The organism is Parviterribacter kavangonensis (genome assembly GCF_056863335.1).
This window is the reverse complement of the sequence record NZ_JBXPJA010000003.1, coordinates 120,564-136,490: the sequence shown is the minus strand read 5'-3', so window position 1 is coordinate 136,490 and position 15,927 is coordinate 120,564. Positions and strand designations below refer to the sequence as shown.

15 protein-coding genes are annotated in these 15,927 nt (G+C 72.9%); 11 read left to right on the top strand and 4 right to left on the bottom strand.

Annotation, left to right across the window (positions count from 1 at the left end; translation table 11 throughout):
- The first annotated feature begins 6 nt into the window (after positions 1-6).
- Genes AC1UE4_RS20485 through AC1UE4_RS20465 form a run of 5 tightly spaced genes read left to right on the top strand, consistent with a single transcriptional unit; the run spans position 7 to position 5,101 of the window.
- Entirely contained in the window at positions 7-930 is a 924-nt protein-coding gene (locus tag AC1UE4_RS20485) for a VOC family protein (RefSeq protein WP_482919185.1), read from the top strand.
- A complete protein-coding gene (locus AC1UE4_RS20480; RefSeq protein ID WP_482919184.1) occupies positions 927-2,393 on the top strand; it encodes a 4-hydroxyphenylacetate 3-hydroxylase family protein in 1,467 nt (488 codons plus the stop codon). Before AC1UE4_RS20485 ends, AC1UE4_RS20480 begins: the two co-directional genes overlap by 4 nt.
- Positions 2,394-2,403: 10 nt before the next feature.
- Positions 2,404-3,207: an SDR family NAD(P)-dependent oxidoreductase gene (locus tag AC1UE4_RS20475; RefSeq protein WP_482919183.1), complete on the top strand. Its 804-nt coding sequence runs from the start codon at positions 2,404-2,406 to the stop codon at positions 3,205-3,207.
- The gene (locus tag AC1UE4_RS20470) at positions 3,204-4,568 is read left to right on the top strand and encodes a glutamine synthetase family protein (RefSeq protein ID WP_482919182.1); all 1,365 of its coding nucleotides are present in this window, start codon (positions 3,204-3,206) and stop codon (positions 4,566-4,568) included. Before AC1UE4_RS20475 ends, AC1UE4_RS20470 begins: the two co-directional genes overlap by 4 nt.
- A complete protein-coding gene (locus AC1UE4_RS20465; RefSeq protein WP_482919181.1) occupies positions 4,568-5,101 on the top strand; it encodes a flavin reductase family protein in 534 nt (177 codons plus the stop codon). The genes AC1UE4_RS20470 and AC1UE4_RS20465 overlap by 1 nt, the downstream gene beginning before the upstream one ends.
- Positions 5,102-5,121: 20 nt before the next feature.
- Here the strand turns inward: AC1UE4_RS20465 and AC1UE4_RS20460 are convergent, their stop codons facing one another.
- A complete protein-coding gene (locus AC1UE4_RS20460) occupies positions 5,122-6,648 on the bottom strand; it encodes an APC family permease (RefSeq protein WP_482919180.1) in 1,527 nt (508 codons plus the stop codon).
- Positions 6,649-6,790: 142 nt separating this feature from the next.
- Between AC1UE4_RS20460 and AC1UE4_RS20455 the strand changes: the two genes are divergently transcribed.
- From AC1UE4_RS20455 to AC1UE4_RS20435, 5 genes are read left to right on the top strand one after another with little or no spacing between them, the layout of a single operon-like run.
- A complete protein-coding gene (locus tag AC1UE4_RS20455) occupies positions 6,791-8,056 on the top strand; it encodes a cytochrome P450 (RefSeq protein ID WP_482919179.1) in 1,266 nt (421 codons plus the stop codon).
- Positions 8,053-8,985, top strand: coding sequence for a TIGR03619 family F420-dependent LLM class oxidoreductase (locus AC1UE4_RS20450; RefSeq protein ID WP_482919178.1), 933 nt, complete (start codon positions 8,053-8,055; stop codon positions 8,983-8,985). Before AC1UE4_RS20455 ends, AC1UE4_RS20450 begins: the two co-directional genes overlap by 4 nt.
- On the top strand, positions 8,982-9,713 hold the full coding sequence (locus AC1UE4_RS20445; RefSeq protein WP_482919177.1) for a gamma-glutamyl-gamma-aminobutyrate hydrolase family protein: 732 nt from the start codon (positions 8,982-8,984) through the stop codon (positions 9,711-9,713). The genes AC1UE4_RS20450 and AC1UE4_RS20445 overlap by 4 nt, the downstream gene beginning before the upstream one ends.
- Positions 9,710-10,516 (top strand): acetoacetate decarboxylase family protein, encoded by an 807-nt coding sequence (locus tag AC1UE4_RS20440; RefSeq protein WP_482919176.1) that lies wholly within the window; start codon positions 9,710-9,712, stop codon positions 10,514-10,516. Before AC1UE4_RS20445 ends, AC1UE4_RS20440 begins: the two co-directional genes overlap by 4 nt.
- A complete protein-coding gene (locus AC1UE4_RS20435) occupies positions 10,513-11,271 on the top strand; it encodes a fumarylacetoacetate hydrolase family protein (RefSeq protein ID WP_482919175.1) in 759 nt (252 codons plus the stop codon). Before AC1UE4_RS20440 ends, AC1UE4_RS20435 begins: the two co-directional genes overlap by 4 nt.
- Here AC1UE4_RS20435 and AC1UE4_RS20430 read toward each other — a convergent pair.
- The 3 genes from AC1UE4_RS20430 to AC1UE4_RS20420 are packed head-to-tail and all read right to left on the bottom strand — an operon-like array spanning position 11,268 to position 14,444.
- On the bottom strand, positions 11,268-11,987 hold the full coding sequence (locus AC1UE4_RS20430) for a FadR/GntR family transcriptional regulator (RefSeq protein ID WP_482919174.1): 720 nt from the start codon (positions 11,985-11,987) through the stop codon (positions 11,268-11,270). The genes AC1UE4_RS20435 and AC1UE4_RS20430 overlap by 4 nt on opposite strands.
- A complete protein-coding gene (locus tag AC1UE4_RS20425; RefSeq protein WP_482919173.1) occupies positions 11,965-13,272 on the bottom strand; it encodes a glutamine synthetase family protein in 1,308 nt (435 codons plus the stop codon). The genes AC1UE4_RS20430 and AC1UE4_RS20425 overlap by 23 nt, the downstream gene beginning before the upstream one ends.
- 17 nt (positions 13,273-13,289) lie before the next feature.
- Positions 13,290-14,444 (bottom strand): iron-containing alcohol dehydrogenase family protein, encoded by a 1,155-nt coding sequence (locus tag AC1UE4_RS20420; RefSeq protein ID WP_482919172.1) that lies wholly within the window; start codon positions 14,442-14,444, stop codon positions 13,290-13,292.
- 41 nt (positions 14,445-14,485) lie between these two features.
- Here AC1UE4_RS20420 and AC1UE4_RS20415 point away from each other — a divergent pair, with 41 nt between their 5' ends.
- Positions 14,486-15,916 (top strand): aldehyde dehydrogenase family protein, encoded by a 1,431-nt coding sequence (locus AC1UE4_RS20415; RefSeq protein WP_482919171.1) that lies wholly within the window; start codon positions 14,486-14,488, stop codon positions 15,914-15,916.
- Positions 15,917-15,927: the final 11 nt, after the last annotated feature.

The window sequence follows — 15,927 nt, the reverse complement described above, 5'->3', positions numbered from 1 at the left end:
CCAATCATGGTGCGCCGGATCCACCATGCCGCCCTGCGCGCGACCGACCTCGACGAGGCGGAGGCACGATGGGCCGTGCAGTTCGGGCTGACGCCGCGCGACCGGCGCGACGGCTGCGCGTACCTCGCGTGCGCCTACGAGCCCTACTCGCTCGAGCTCATCGCCGGCGACGGCGACCCCGGCCCCGACCACACGGGCTGGGAGCTGGCGCGCGACGTCTCCCTCGAGGACGCGCGCTCGCGGCTGGATCGCCTCGGCGTCACGTACGAGGAACGCGACGGCGCGCTGCACCTGACGGATCCCGACGGCCACGGCGTCGAGCTGCTGCCGTACGCCGTCCCGGACGACCGCCGCCCGGACGTCGCGCGCACGACCACGACGCTGCCCGGCTTCCGCCCGCGCAAGCTCGGCCACATCAACGGCATGGTCGGCGACCTCCCCGCCACCCGCGCCTTCTACGTCGACGTCCTCGGCCTGCGGGTCGCGGACCACCTCGGCGACGCCGGCACCTGGCTGCACTGCAACGCCGACCACCACGCCGCCGCGTTCGTAGCCTCCGACACGCCGCACTTCCACCACATCGCGCTCGAGCTCGCCGACTGGGGCGAGCTGCGCGTGGCGCTCGACCACCTCGCGCAACACGGCCGCTGGCTGACGTGGGGCCCGCTGCGCCATGCGCTCGGGCAGAACCTCGCGGCGTACGTCCGCATCCCGGAGGAGCGGCTGCAGGTGGAGCTCTACTGCGACATGGAGCAGCTCGCCGACGATCACGAGCCGCGCGAGTGGCCGGACGACGTCCGCTCCTCCAACACGTGGGGGATCCTGCCCCCGCGCTCCTACTTCCGCTTCGACGACGCCGCCATCGAGCACGAGCGGCAGGGCCTCGAAGCCCAAGGCCACCCCCTACCTCAACCGGGAGACCATCCATGAGCACGACCTCGCTCGCGAACGCGACCGGCGCCCGCACCGGAGAGCAGTTCCTCGAGGGCCTCAAGCAGGGCGGACGCGAGATCTGGCTGCGGGGCGAGAAGGTCGAGAACCCGCTCGACCATCCCGAGCTGCGCCACGCCGCGCTGTCCATGGCGCGCGTCTACGACGTCCAGCACGAGCACGCCGACGAGGTCCTCGTCCCGTCCCCGGCCAACCCGGACCTCAAGGTCAACATCACGCACGTCATCCCGCGCGAAGTCGAGCAGCTGCACAAGCGCCGCCGCGCGTTCGAGCTCGTCGCCGCGCTGTCGGGCGGCACGATGGGCCGCACCCCGGACTACCTCAACGTGACGTTCGCGTGCTTCGCCGGCCGCGCCGACGTGTGGGCGCGCCGCGGCAACGAGCAGTACGCCGAGAACCTCGTCAACTACCAGGCGTTCATGCGCGACAACGATCTGTCGACGACGCACGCGCTCATGAACCCGCAGGTCGACCGCTCGAAGGCCGAGGCCGACCAGGCGGCCGGCCGCGTGGCGCTGCACAAGATCGGCGAGACCGACGACGCGATCATCGTGCGCGGCGCGCGGATGCTCGCGACGCTCGCGCCGTTCGCCGACGAGCTGCTCGTCTACCCGGGCTCGGACATCCGCCCGCAGGACGGCCGCTACGCGCTGTCGTTCGCGATCCCGATCGCGACGCCGGGCCTGAAGTTCATCTGCCGCGACAGCTACGCCCGCGACCGCGACCCGTTCGACTACCCCCTGTCGTCGCGCTTCGACGAGATGGACCCGGTCGTCATCTTCGACGACGTCGAGATCCCCAAGGAGCGCGTCTTCCTCGACGGCGACACGGTCGGCTACTCAGAGGTCATCACCGACACCGGCTGGCGCGGGCACATCATGCACCAGGCCTTCACGCGCGCGTGGGTGAAGCTCAACTTCGCACTCGGGCTCGGGCACATGATCGCCAAGACGACCGGCGTCGGGCGCTTCGACCACATCCAGGAGAAGCTCGGCCAGATGTGGAACATGACCGAGCTCGCCCGCTCGGCGATCGTCGCGGCGGAGGCCGGCGCGAAGATCGACGAAGGCGGCGTCGCCTACCCGGACGAGCGGCCGTTCGTCGCGCTGCGCGGTGAGATGCCGAAGTGGATGCCGAAGGCGAACGAGTTCATCCAGCTCATCGGCGGCGGCGGCTTCATGGCGACGCCGACGCGCGCCGACGTCGAGGGCCCGCTCGCCGAGGACATCGCCATGTACTTCCAGGCCGGCGGGGCGGAGGCCGAGCGGCGCATCCGGCTCTTCCGCCTGGCCTGGGACTTCATGGGGTCCGAGCTCGGCGGCCGCGGCGAGCTGTACGAGCGGTTCTACCTATCGGACTCCTGGCGGATGACGGCTCTGGCCTACACCATCGCCGACAAGTCCTTCCCCGAGCAGCTCGTCGAGCAGTTCCTCAAGGACTGAGCGAACGTCCGTGGCGCCCACCGTCCTCATCACGGGCGGCGGCACCGGGATCGGCGCGGCCGTCGCGCGGCTCATGGCGCGCGACGGCTGGGCGGTCTGCGTGAGCGGGCGGCGCGAGGCGCCGCTCGCGCAGGTGGCCGGCGAGATCGGCGGCACGTGGGTCGCCGCCGACACGTCGACGCCCGAGGGGGCCGAGGCCGCGGTCGAGGGCGCGGTCGCGCACGGCGGGCGCCTGGACGCGCTCGTCACCAGCGCGGGCACCGGCGCCGGCGGGGCGGTGGGCGAGCAGACGCTCGAGCGCTGGAACCGCGTGATCGGGACGAACCTGACGGGGGTGTTCCTCGCCTGCCGGGCCGCCCTGCCGCACCTCGTCGCGTCGCGGGGCGCGATCGTGACGGTGGCGTCGCTCGCCGGCCTGCGCGCCGGGCCGGCGTCCGCCGCGTACGCGTCATCGAAGGCGGGGGCGATCATGCTCACGCAGTCGATCGCCGTCGACTACGGGCCGCAGGGGGTGCGCGCGAACTGCGTGTGCCCCGGCTGGATCCGCACCGACATGGGCGACGCCGCGATGGAGGAGCTCCGTCCCGGCGATCCCGAGAGCGCCTACGCGCTCGCCACCGACCCCGTGCCCGCCCGCCGGCCGGGAACCCCGGAGGAGGCCGCCGCCGCCGTCGCGTGGTTGGCCGGTCCGCAGGCGTCGTACGTCAACGGCGCCGTCATCACCGTCGACGGAGGCAGCGCGGTGGTCGATGCCGCGACACTGGCGTTCCGTCCTCAGCACGCAGCACCCGACGGAGGAGAGAGCACCGCATGACCAACGACACGATCGCGACGGCACCGCGCGCCGTCCTCGATCCGTCCGATCTCCGGGCGGCCGGCATCAGCGTGGTCCGCCTGCAGTACGCCGACCTGCACGGCGTGATGCGCGGCAAGGACATCCCGGTCGGCGCGTTCGCGCACGCGATCGAGGACGGCGTGAACTTCGTCGAGGCGATCATGACCGTCGATCTGCGTCACAACGTGATCGCGGGCTTCGAGGGCGGCTTCCCAGACCTCAACGCGCGGCCGGACCTCGACACGCTGGTCCGCCTGCCCTGGGAGCCCAACGTCGCCGCCGTCATCTGCGACTTGCACGAGCCGGGGAGCGGCGAGCCACACGCGATGGACTCGCGCGGCGCGCTCAAGCGGGTGCTCGCGGAGTTCGCGTCGCTCGGCCTGCATCCGGTGCTCGGCCCCGAGCTCGAGTTCTACCTCTGCGAGCCGGATCCCTCGGACCCGCGCGGCTACAAGCCGTACGCGGTCCAGGACAGCCCGGTCTACACCGTCGGCCCGCTCGCGGACCCCCGCGGGATCCTCAGCCGCATGCTGCAGGCGACCGTCGATCTGGGCCTGAACGCCGTCGCCGCCGCGCACGAGTACGGGCGCTCGCAGTACGAGATCAACCTCCGGCACGGCCGCGCGCTCGACTCGGCCGACCGGGCGTTCCGCTTCAAGAACCTCGTCAAGGAGCTCGCCGCGCAGGAGGGCCTGCTGGCGACGTTCATGGGCAAGCCGTTCAACGACGACGAGGGCTCGGGCTTCCACCTGCACATCTCGCTGTGCGACGACGAGGGCAACAACGCCTGCGGCGACCCGGCCGAGCCGCACGGCCTGTCCCCGAACACCCGGCACTTCATCGCCGGCGTCATGGAGCACTGCGCGGGGATGATGGTGTTCTTCAACCCGACGGTGAACGCGTACCGCCGGATCAGCGCCGAGGCGCTCGTCCCGACGCGCGCCTCGTGGGGCCACGACCACCGCATGACGCTCGTCCGCGTGCCGCCGGAGCGCGGCGCCGGCGCGCGCCTCGAGCTGCGCGTCGGCGACGGCACCGCCTCGCCGTACCTCGCGTACGCCGCGGCGCTCGCCGCCGGCCTGGACGGGATCCGGCGCGAGCTCGAGCTGCCCGAGCCGATCGAGGGGATGATCTACGACCTGCCCGAGGAGCAGCAGGGGCCGGCGCTGCCGACCACGTTCGCCGACGCGCTGGAGGCGCTGAAGGCCGACGACGTGCTGCTCGAGGCGCTCGGCCGGCCGCTCGTCGACACGTTCGAGGTCATCAAGGCCGCCGAGCTCGAGCGCTTCCGCACGTGGGTGACGGACTGGGAGTTCGCCGAGTACGCGAACCGGCTCTGATGAGCGCGCCCGCGATCCCGGCACGGGCCTTCCGCGACGCCGTCGGCGAGTTCGCCACCGGCGTCACGGTCGTCTGCGCCGAGGACGACGGGGAGCCCGCCGGGATGACGCTCAACGCGTTCACGTCGGTGTCGCTCGACCCGCTCATCGTGCTCGTCTCGCTCGGTCACGGGTCGCGCACGCTGACGGCCGTTCGCAGGAGCGGGCGGCTGTCGGTGTCGGTCCTGCACCGCCATCAGCAGGAGGTCGCGATCGCGTTCGCCGAGCGCGGCGGGGCGTTCCCCCTGGAGCACGTGACCCGGGGCCGCGACGGCTTCCTCGCCGTGCGCGGTGCCGCGGCGATCCACCACTGCGTCGTGCGCGACGTCGTCCCGGCCGGCGACCACGACCTCGTCCTCGGCGAGGTCGTCGGCCTCGAGCACCACGGCGGCGACCCGCTCGTCTTCCACCGCGGCAAGTTCGGCGGCCTCGTGACGGACCTCATCGTCCCGCCTGGCCACCCCATCTCGCTGGAGGAGGGCGCCGGCTGGTAGCCGGCGCCCTCTCCCTCACCTCAGTCGCGCAGGTAGCCGCCGGCGGGCGCCGCGGCGCCCGGCTCCAGGGGCTCGTCCAGCGGCGGGACGCCCTCGTGCTCGACCGCGTGCCTCGCCGCGGTGCGCAACGCGTCCGGCCGCGTGAACTGGACGATCAGGTACCAGATCAGCGCGATGCCGATGCAGATCAACGCGAAGTAGACGCCGCGGTTGTTCGGGTACTGGGGCCACGGATCAAGCGAGCCCTTGTACGCGAGGATCGGCGTCGCCAGGCCGATCAGCACGACGATCAGCTTCCACCACAGCCCGCTGCCCTCGGTGGCCCGGTTCTGCCACAGGAGCTTGAACGCGAAGATCGCGAGGAACACGTACACGAGCTCGACGAGGTAGGAGCCCGTCGCCGTCGTGATGAAGAACGCCTGGATCTCGTCCGGCAGCTCCGTCGCCTTGCCGTAGTGCGTGACGCCCGCCCAGATCATGAGGGCGATCGACCACACGACGATGATGAGGTTGCCGGCGAGCGGTGTGTCGCGGCTGGACGTGCGGGAGGTCCAGCGCGGCAGCAGCCCGTCGCGGCCGAGCGCGAAGATGACGCGCGAGGCGGTGACGAGGATCGCGATCGACAGCGACAGCGCGTCGAGGATGACCACGAGGTCGACGAGCCAGCTCAGCCAGTTGCCGACGTACTGGTTCGCGAGGTCGCCCATCGGGGACGGCGAGGCGAACCAGGCGCCCTCGCCGAGCGCCTCCTTGCCGAACCCGATCGTCGCCGCGTACGTGACGAGCAGGTAGAAGAGGCCGCTCAGCGCGATCGTCAGCAGCACGGCGCGCGGGATCGACTTGCGGGGCTCGTGCGTCTCCTCGGCGATGGAGGCCGCGGCCTCGAAGCCGATGAACAGCGTCACGGCGAAGAGGACGCCGTTGAAGATGGCGTTGCCGTCGGTCTGGCCCGGGTCGAACACGGACAGCGTGTTCACGTCGGCGCCGCCCTTGAAGATGATCGCGAACGCGAGGATCAGGAACGGGATCGACGAGATCGCCGCCAGCATCAGCACGCCGCGGACCGCGAGGCGCACGCCGAAGTGGTTCAGCGCGAACGCGATCGCCAGGCAGACGGCGCCGCCCAGCCACCACGGGATGTCCGCGCTCAGGTGCGTGTTGAAGAACCCGTCGGTGAGGAACCCGAGCGCGATGTAGATGCCGCCGGCGCCGAGGAACATCGTGCCGAGCAGGAAGACGCCTGCCGCGAACAGGCCGAACCCGCTGTGGACGGCCTGCGCGAGGTACTCGTAGATCGCGCCTGCACCGGCGTAGCGCCGGGCGTAGATCGCGATGACGTAGCCGAGGCCGAGCGCGCCGATGGTCCCCAGGAGGACCGACAGCGGCGTGTTCCACCCCGCCGCGTTCGCGACGAGGCCGCTCACGAGGCCGGCCGAGAACATCGGCCCGATCGCCAGCGACTGCCCCACCGCGTGGAGCGTGGTCAGCCGACGCTCGCCCAGATGCCCGCCCGAGGCCTGCTCGGGCGACGACGTGCTCACCGCCATGTTCTCTCTCCCCATCCAGCCGCCAAGCGGCCCGCTTCCGGGCCGCGCTCAACGTGTGCTCGGATACATTACGCAGAGCCGCGGACCGCGGTCAACACCGCCCACTTGGATACATTGTCCGAGAGGAGTACGGTTGGCGGCCATGAGCACCTCGGGGCCCGATCTCCAGCACGTCGACCTGCTGGACAACGACCTCTTCGCCGACCACGAGCCGTGGGAGGTCTTCGACCTCCTGCAGCGCGAAGCGCCGGTCTTCCGCCACCCCGAGCCCGACGGCGGCCGGGGGTTCTGGGCGCTCACGAAGTTCGATGACGTCGCCGGCGTCATCCGCGACCCCAAGACGTTCTCCTCCGAGGTCGGGGGCGCGGCGAACATCCACGACCTGCCGGAGGACGTGCTCGACGCGCGCCGCAACTTCCTCGAGTTCGACCCGCCGAAGCACGGCAAGTACCGGCGCCTCATCTCGACGAACTTCACGCCCGGCGCCGTCGGCCGGTACGAGGAGTGGCTGCGCGCACTCGTCACCACCCTGCTGGACCGCGTGCTCCCGCAGAAGGAGCTCGACCTCGTCCACGAGCTCGCCGCGCCGATCCCGATCCGGGTGCTCGGCGAGATCCTGGGGCTGCCGGACGAGGAGCTTCCGACGCTCATCGAGCTCGGCGACCGTCTGCTCGTCGACACCGATCCCGACTACGTGGGCGAGCACGCCTTCGCGGGCGAGCGCGATGAGGACAAGTACAAGCCGTTCGGGTCGCCGTGGGCCGACGAGCTGTGCGCGCTCGGGCGCGCGCACTACGCCGAGCGCCGCGAGTGCCCGCGCGAAGACGTGCTCACGAAGATCGCCGTCGGCGAGATCGAGGGCCGTCCGCTGACCGACCGCGAGCTCGACAACATGTTCGCGCTCATGATCGTCGCCGGCAACGAGACGACCCGGCAGGCGATCGCGCTCGGGACGAAGGCGCTCGCGGAGCACCCCGACCAGTTCGAGCTGCTGCGCCGGGACCGCTCGCTCATCCCGAGCGCGGTCGAGGAGCTCCTGCGCTTCTCGTCGCCGGTCTGGTACTTCCGGCGCACGACGACGACGGACGTCGAGATCCGCGGCACGCAGATCCCGGCCGGGGACAAGGTCGTCGTCTGGTTCGCCGCCGCGAACCGGGACCCCGACCACTACCCCGATCCGCACCGGCTCGACGTCACGCGCAACCCGAAGGACCACCTGACGTTCGGCCGCGGCGGCCCGCACCACTGCCTCGGCGTGCACCTCGCCAAGCTCGAGCTGAAGGTCTACCTCGAGGAGCTGCTCGAGCGGGTGACCAAGGTCGAGCTCGCCGGCGAGGCCGTCCGTCACCGCACGAACTTCACGAACGGCCTGAAGAAGCTGCCGGTGCGGGTGGAGCTCGCGGCGTGACGCCGCCGCGCCTCGTCCTCGTCCTCACCGAGAACTGGACGCTGCAGTCGCCGCGCGATCTGCGCGGTCTCGTGCGCATGGCACAGGAGGCCGAGGACGCCGGCATCGACGGCGTGATGATCAGCGAGCACATCGTGCTGGGGCCGAGCTCCGGCGCCAACGGGATCATGGGCAACCCGCGCGACTACGCCGCGCCCGGCAACCAGGATCCCGCAACGCCGTGGCCCGACTCGATCGTCCTGATGAGCGCGATCGCCGCGGTGACCGAGCGCCTGCGGCTCATCGGCGCGGCGATCATCGCGCCGCTGCGGCATCCGCTCCTGCTCGCCCACCAGCTGGCGGCGCTCGACCTCGTCAGCGAGGGGCGGCTCGTCGTGCAGCCGACGGTGAGCTGGCACCGCGACGAGTACGACGCGCTCGGCGTGCCGTTCGAGAAGCGGGGCAAGCTGCTCGACGAGCACCTCGCCGCCTGGAAGGCGCTGTGGGCCGGGAGCCCCGCGAGCTTCCACGGCGAGCACTACCGCTTCGACGACGTCTGGCTCGAGCCCAAGCCGTACCGCCCGGACGGGCCGCGGATGTGGTTCGGCGGGATCCAGGTCTCGCCGTGGATCATCCGCCGCCTCGTCGAGCACGGCCACGGCCTGCACCCCTTCGGCCAGCCGACGGCCGAGGAGCTCGCTCCGCTGCGCGACGCGATGCAGGCGGCCGGCCGCGACTTCGGCGAGCTCGAGGTCGTCGGCGGCATCCGCCCGCGGTTCCCCGACGACGACCACCCGGGCGACCTCGACGAGGCCGCCGAGCGCATTCCCGCGCAGCTCGAGGCCGGCTACACCACGATCTGCTTCAAGCCGTCGATGTACACGGACGACCGCGACGAGGTGCTGGCGTTGTGCCGCCGGCTCGTGTCGCGCGTCGAGGCGCTGGCATGAGCCGCCGCCCGCGCATCGCCATCACCCCATGGCGGCGCGTCGTGCCGACGTACCTCGGCGAGCGCACGGTGCTCGACGCGCTCGACCCCGCGTACAGCGACGGCGTGGCGACCGCGGGCGGCGTCCCGCTCGTCGTCCCGCGGCCCCCGCGCGGGCACGAGGCGGAGATCGCCGAGGCCGCGCTGGGGCTGGCCGACGGCGTGCTGCTGTCCGGCGGCGGCGATGTCGACCCATCGTCGTACGGCGCCGCCGACGACGGCGGCAACGCCGACGTGGACCCCGCGGCGGATGCGTGGGAGCTGGCGCTCGTGCGTGAGGCGCGGCGCCGGGGGCTGCCGGCGCTCGGCATCTGCCGCGGCGCGCAGATCATGGCCGTGGCGGCGGGCGGCCGGCTCGCGCAGTCGCTGCCCAAGGAGGCGGAGCACCGCGACATGGCCTCGCTGAGCCCGGAGGAGATCCTCGCCGAGCGCCACCCGGTCACCGTCGAGCCGGGCTCGGAGCTCGAGCGCGCGCTCGGCGCCACGCAGGTCGAGGTCAACACCATCCACCACCACGCGATCGCCGACGCCGGCGACCTGCGCATCACCGCGCACGCCGCGGGGGACCTGATCGAGGGCGTCGAGCCGGCCGACGGCTGGCCGGCCATCGGCGTGCAGTGGCATCCCGAGAAGATGCGCGAGCCGGTGCAGCACCGGCTCTTCGAGTGGCTCATCAGGAGGAGCACGTGACGCTACGCGGCTACACCGCACCCCTTTCGCCGGACGGCCGGGCCGGCATCGTGCCGCCGCCGCCGTGGCACTACTCCGGCGACTTCCTCATCGTCGAGTACCGCACGGACCCCGACGCGGTGGCGGCGCTGCTCCCGCCCGAGCTCGAGCCCGCGGACGATCCGGGCGCGGTCGCGGCGATCTTCGCGGACTGGCAGTCGTGCAGCGACGACCTGCACGAGCTCGTCGACCCGATCCAGTCGCAGTACCGCGAGTTCTTCATCGTCGTCGGCGCGAAGCTGAACGGCGAGCCGGTCAGTCGCTGCGTCTACATCTGGGTCGACAAGGACTTCGCGATGTACCGCGGCTGGATCCAGGGCTTCCCGAAGAAGCTCGGCTCGATCCACATGACGCGGCTGTTCCCCGTCGGCAAGGCGACGCCGCGCCTCGAGCCGGGCGCGCGCTTCGGCGCGACGTGCGCGGCGAACGACCGGCAGGTGGCCCGCGCGGTCGTCACGCTCACCGGCGTGTCCGAGACCGGCCCAACCGTCAACGACCCGCCGATGCACAACACGCGGCACTTCCCGGCCTACGACGGGCTGCGGCCGGACGTCTTCGAGCTCGTCCGCGCCGGCGGCTTCGACCGCGACGGCACCGAGGTGTGGGAGGGCGACGCCGAGCTGCGGCTGTACGACGACACGCTCGAGGATCTCCGGGCGATCGCGCCGCAGGAGGTCATGAAGGGCTTCCGCTTCTCCTTCTCGTACACCGTCGACGGCGGCGAGGTCGTCGCTCAGCACGACAAGGACATGCCCACCCGATGAGCCCGCTGATCGATCCCCCGCCGTCGAAGATCATCGCGACGCACCTGACCTACCGGTCGCGCGTGGAGGAGTACGAGATGGCGGCACCGCCCGAGTACCCGTCGTACTTCCTCATGCCGCCGAGCTCGCTGAGCGAGCACCTCGCTCCGGTCGCGCGCCCGCGCGGCTGCCGCTACCTCAACTACGAGGGCGAGCTCGCCGTGGTGATCGGCAAGCCCTGCCTCGGCGTGTCCGAGGACGAGGCGCTCGACTACGTCCGCGGCTACACCATCGCCAACGACTTCGGCGTCCACGACTTCCGCCACGCCGACCGCGGAGCGATGCTGCGTGTCAAGGGCCAAGACGGCTTCTGCCCGATCGGGCCGCGGATCGCACCCGCGGACGAGATCGTGCCCGAGGAGCTGACCATCCGCACGTTCGTCAACGACGAGCAGGTGCAGGAGGCGAACGTCGGCGAGGACCTGATGTTCTCCGTCGCCTACCAGATCGCCGACCTCGCCCGGCTCATCACGCTGGAGCCCGGCGACCTGCTGCTCACCGGGACGCCGGCCCACTCGCGGCCGGTCGAGGTGGGCGACGTGGTGGCGGTGGAGATCGACGGCATCGGCCGCCTGGAGAACCCGATCGTCGAGCTCGATCGCGATCTCCTCCCCGGGGTCGGCTACCAGCCCGAGGTCACCGCCGCGACGCTGCACGTCGCACTGGCGATGCCCGAGGACGAGGCCGAGCGGCGCGTCGCGGGCGGAGACGCCTAGCGCAGGACGTCGAGGAGCTGCGTGCGCGCGCTGGCGATGTGCTCCGCCATGCGCCGCGCCGCGGCCTCGGCGCGCCGGCTGCGCACCGCGGCGAGCACCGCGGCGTGCTCCCCCGCCGTGCGCTCGAGCATGACGGTGAACGGCAGCGCGTCCGTGGCGCCGAACATGCGCTCGCGGGCGTCGACGATCGTCCGCTCCAGCAGCGCGTTGCCGGTCGCGCGTGCGATCGCGAGGTGGAAGCGCGCGTCGGCACGGCGGAACGCGGCGGCGTCGGGCGCGGCGCGCAGCTCGCGCACGGCGGCGTGCAGCGCTTCGAGGTCCTCGTCGGTGCGCTGCGTCGCGGCCAGGCGCGCCGCGCCGCACTCGACGACCAGGCGGAACGCGATGAGCTCCTCGAGCTGGGGCAGACGCGCGCGCAGGTCGGCCTTCAGGCGCTCGGGCGGCACCGCGACCACGGGGCCTCCACGCGTCCCGCGGCGGGTGACGATGTAGCCCTCGCCCTGCAGCACGCGCAGCGCCTCGCGCAGCGTCACGCGCGAGACGCCGAGGCGGCTCGCGAGGTCGCGCTCGGCCGGCAGCCGCTCCCCCGGCGCGAAGGTGCCGAGGTGGATCGCGCGGCGCAGCCGCGCGGCGACCGCCTCGTACGCGGCCGGCAGCTCGAGCGGCGCGAACGCCGCGTCCGGCGAGAGCGCGTCAGAGGTGGTGGGCGTACTCACGGCGCTCCCACTCGGTCACCCGCGCCAGCTCGGCGTGCCAGCGGTCGAGCTCGTAGCGCTTGATCATCGTGAACGTGCGGCAGAGAGGGTCCCCGAGGCCGCGCCACAGCACCTCATCGGCCTCGAACGCGTCGAGGGCGGCGTCGAGCGTCCGCGGAAGCGCCGGGCCGAGCGCCGACTCGTCGAGGTCGTACGGGTTGCCGGCCACGGGCGCGGGCAGCTCGAGGCCCCGGTCCATGCCGTCGAGCCCGGCACGGAGCAGGGCCGCCATGACGAGGTACGCGTTCGCGGTGCCGTCGCCGGAGCGGATCTCCGCGCGTGTCGCCGCACCGCGCTCGGCCGGGAACCGCAGCAGCGCGAGCCGGTTCTCGAGGCCCCAGTTGATGTGGGTGGGGGCGAGGCTCTCGGCGATGAAGCGCCGGTACGCGTTGACGGTCGGGTTGAGCAGCGCGGTGAGGGCCGGCATGTGCTCGAGCACGCCGGCGGCGAACTGCCGAGCGAGCGGGCTCAGGCCGTCGGCATCGCTCTCGTCGAAGAACGCGTTGGCGCCGTCGGGGCGCGCGAGCGAGACGTGGAGGTGGAAGCCCGATCCCTCGTCGTCGTCGCGCAGCTGGCCCATGAACGTCGCGAGCAGGCCGTTGACGTGGGCGATGTCCTTCGCCATGGCCTTGAAGCGGAAGGCCCGGTCGGCGGCATCGAGCGCCGGCCCGTGCATGAGGTTGATCTCGTACTGCCCGCGGCCGTACTCCTGCGTCGCGACGGTCGGCTGCAGGTCCAGGTCGCGGGCGGCGCGGACGATCTCGCGCAGCACGCCGCGGGGGTCGGAGATCGGGCCGCACGTGTAGACCGACGAGTCGTGCGCGACGTAGTTCGCCAGCGTGCCGGGCTCGACGAGGTAGAACTCGAGCTCGGCCGCGGCGACCGGATGGAGGTCGCGCTCGGCGAGCGCTTCGCATGCGGCGGCGAGCGCGTTGCGCGGGTCGACGCCCCAGCGGTCGCCGTGCTCGTCGTGGCCGACGGCGAGGCACCACATCACCGCCGGGTCGTCGGGGCGGCGGACGAGCGTGCCGAGGTCGGGGATGGCGCGGAAGTCGCGGAAGCCGTGCTCGAAGCCGGCGACGACGTTGTGGCGCAGATCGACGGTCATGACCGCCTCGGTCTGCGCGATGCCGTGCTCCTGCACGTACGGCCAGGCGCCGACGGGGACGTCCTTGCCGCGGCAGACGCCGTGCAGGTCGGGGTACGAGACGCGGACGATCTCCACGCCGTCGGGCAGGCCGGTCACGGACGGTCCTCCTTCGGTCATCGGTCGGCGGCGAGGGCTGTGCGGTAGGCGCCGGCGACGTCCTCGCGCCGCCACGGGCCGGGCTCCACGGGGATCCAGCCGGCGAGGGCGAGATCGGTGAGCGGCTCGACGTCGGCCTCCGTCACGCCGAGCGAACCGAGCGCCGGGCAGCCAACGTGCTTGAGGAGCCGGTGGACCGCGCGGACGGCGCGCGAGCCGTCGGCGTCGCCGCCTGGCGGCTCGCCGAGCGCGTCGGCGATGCGCTCCGCCCGGTCGGGGACGAACCGGCGGTCGTGGTCGAGCGCCTCGGCGATGACCACGCCCACGCTGAGCCCGTGCGCGATCCCGTGGCGGACCCCGAGCGCGTGGCCCAGCGAGTGGTCGGTGCCGGCCTCGGAGAGGTTCATCGCCAGGCCGGCCATCAGGCTCGCGCACGCGAGGCGGTTGCGGGCATCGTGGTCGGCCGGTGCTTCGACGACCCGTGGGAGCGCGTCCCGGACGAGGTGCAGCGCCTCCAGCGCGATGCCGTCGGCGACCGGCTGGCGCGTGGCGGCAGTGATCGCGCCGATCGCCTGTGCGAGTACGTCGAGGCCGCCGTGCAGCGTCGGGCCCGCCGGGAGGCCGTGGGTGAGGACGGGGTCGGCGAGGCACGCCTGCGCGCGGTTGTGCGGGCTGGGCGCGGCCACCTTGAGCCCGCGGTCGTGGTCGGCGAGCACGATGCCGCCCGTGACCTCGCTGCCCGTGCCCGCCGTCGTCGGCACGGTGACGAGCGGGAGGTCGAGCGGCGGAACGGGGATCGGCTCGCCGGGCCACAGGAACGGCTCGATCGGCCCGTGCGCCGCGACGAGCCGCGCGGCCTTGGCGGTGTCGAGCGCGGACCCGCCCCCGATCCCGATCAGCCCATCCACACCGAGGCCGGCCAACCACTGGCCGGCCGCGTTCGCGGACGCCGGAGTCGGCTCCGCCGGCGCGATGACGTGCACTGGCGGACCGCCGACTGCGGCGAGCGCCTGCTCAACGGCCGGGATACGCAGCACTGCCGGGTCGGCGACGACGGCAGGCCTCTCGACGCCGAGCGCGGCGAGCGTCTCGGTCAGCTCGGCAAGCACCCCATCGCCGAACCGGATCCGGACCGGAAGATGCGTCGAGAACGACGGGATCGCGTTGTTCACGCGGTTGACCGTATCGGTCCTGCGGTCTACGGTCCAGACCAATGCCGGTTCAGACTGATCTCATCGCCGGCGCGGCGCGGGAGCCCGCGATCGAACTCGGCGGAGTCCTCGAGGATCCGAACACAGGCGAGGTGGTCGGGCGGCAGCGCGCCACGTCTCGGGAGGCGCTCGAGGGTGCGCTCGATGCCGCCTCTCTCGCCTGGGGCGGCGGCCGCGGATCGTGGAGTGGGATCGATCTCGAGGGGCGGGCGGCTCTGCTCGAACGGTTCGCGGAGGCGCTCGACGTGCGGGCGGAGGGGATCGCGGTTGCCGATGCCTTCGACTCGGGCGTTCCGCTCTCGGTGACCCGGGCGATCGCGGGGTCGCTCGGCGGGACCATGCGGGGTGTCGTGGCGACGGCGCGCGAGGCGCTGGCGCCCGAGGCGCTGCCGGCAGACGGCCGGCGCGTCGAGCTGCACCGGCTGCCGTTCGGCCCGGCGGCGCTCCTGACGCCGTGGAACGCGCCCTCGCCGACGGCGGTCACGAAGATCGCGAACGCGCTGGCGGCGGGGTGCCCGGCGATCCTCAAGCCGTCCGAGCATGCCCCCGGGGCGGCGGCGCTCATCGCCGAGGCCGCGCTCGAGGCTGAGCTGCCGGCGGGCGCTCTGCAGGTCGTGCACGGCGGCGCGGACGTCGCGATGGTTCTCGCGTCCGACGCGCGCGTGCGCGTCGTGAGCCTCACGGGCGGCGCGGCCGCGGGGCGGGCGGTTGCCGCCGTCGCGGCCGCGCGGATGGCGGCCCTGCAACTCGAGCTCGGCGGGACGAACCCGGCGATCGTGACCGAGGACGCCGCCGTCGAGACGACGGCGCGCGCGCTCGCCGAGGGGATGACGAAGCTCAACGGGCAGTGGTGCGAAGCCCCGCGCCGCGTCTTGGTCGCCCGCGAGCGCCACGACGACCTCGTCGACGCCCTGCGCGACGTGCTGTCGGCCGTGCGCATCGGGCCGACCGGCGACGACGCGACGACGATGGGCCCGCTCTCCCACCGCGCGCACCGCGATCGGGTCGTCGCGCGGACGAACGCGCTCGGCGGCACGGCGCAGGCCACGGCGGACGTCCCGGATCTGCCGGGCTTCTTCCTCAGCCCCACGGTCGTCACCGGCGCGGACGCGAACGAGGAGATCTTCGGCCCCGTCATCACCGTGCGCTCCGTCGGCGACGACGACGAGGCGGTCGGCGCCGCGAACGCACTCGGCGACGGCCTCGCCGCCTACGTCTTCGCCGGCGACGCCGACCGCGCCTTCGCGCTCGGCCGGACGCTCCACGCCGGCGAGGTCCGCCTCGGCGGGACCCACCTCCTCGATCTCGCTCCCGGCTCGGCGCAGGCGTTCTGGGGGTCGAGCGGCATCGGCGGCCACGGCCAGCCCGGCGTCCTGCTCGCCCACACGGGCGCCCGCATCGTCGGCGAAGACGACCCCGCACTTCCCGTTTGAGCGTCCCGCCC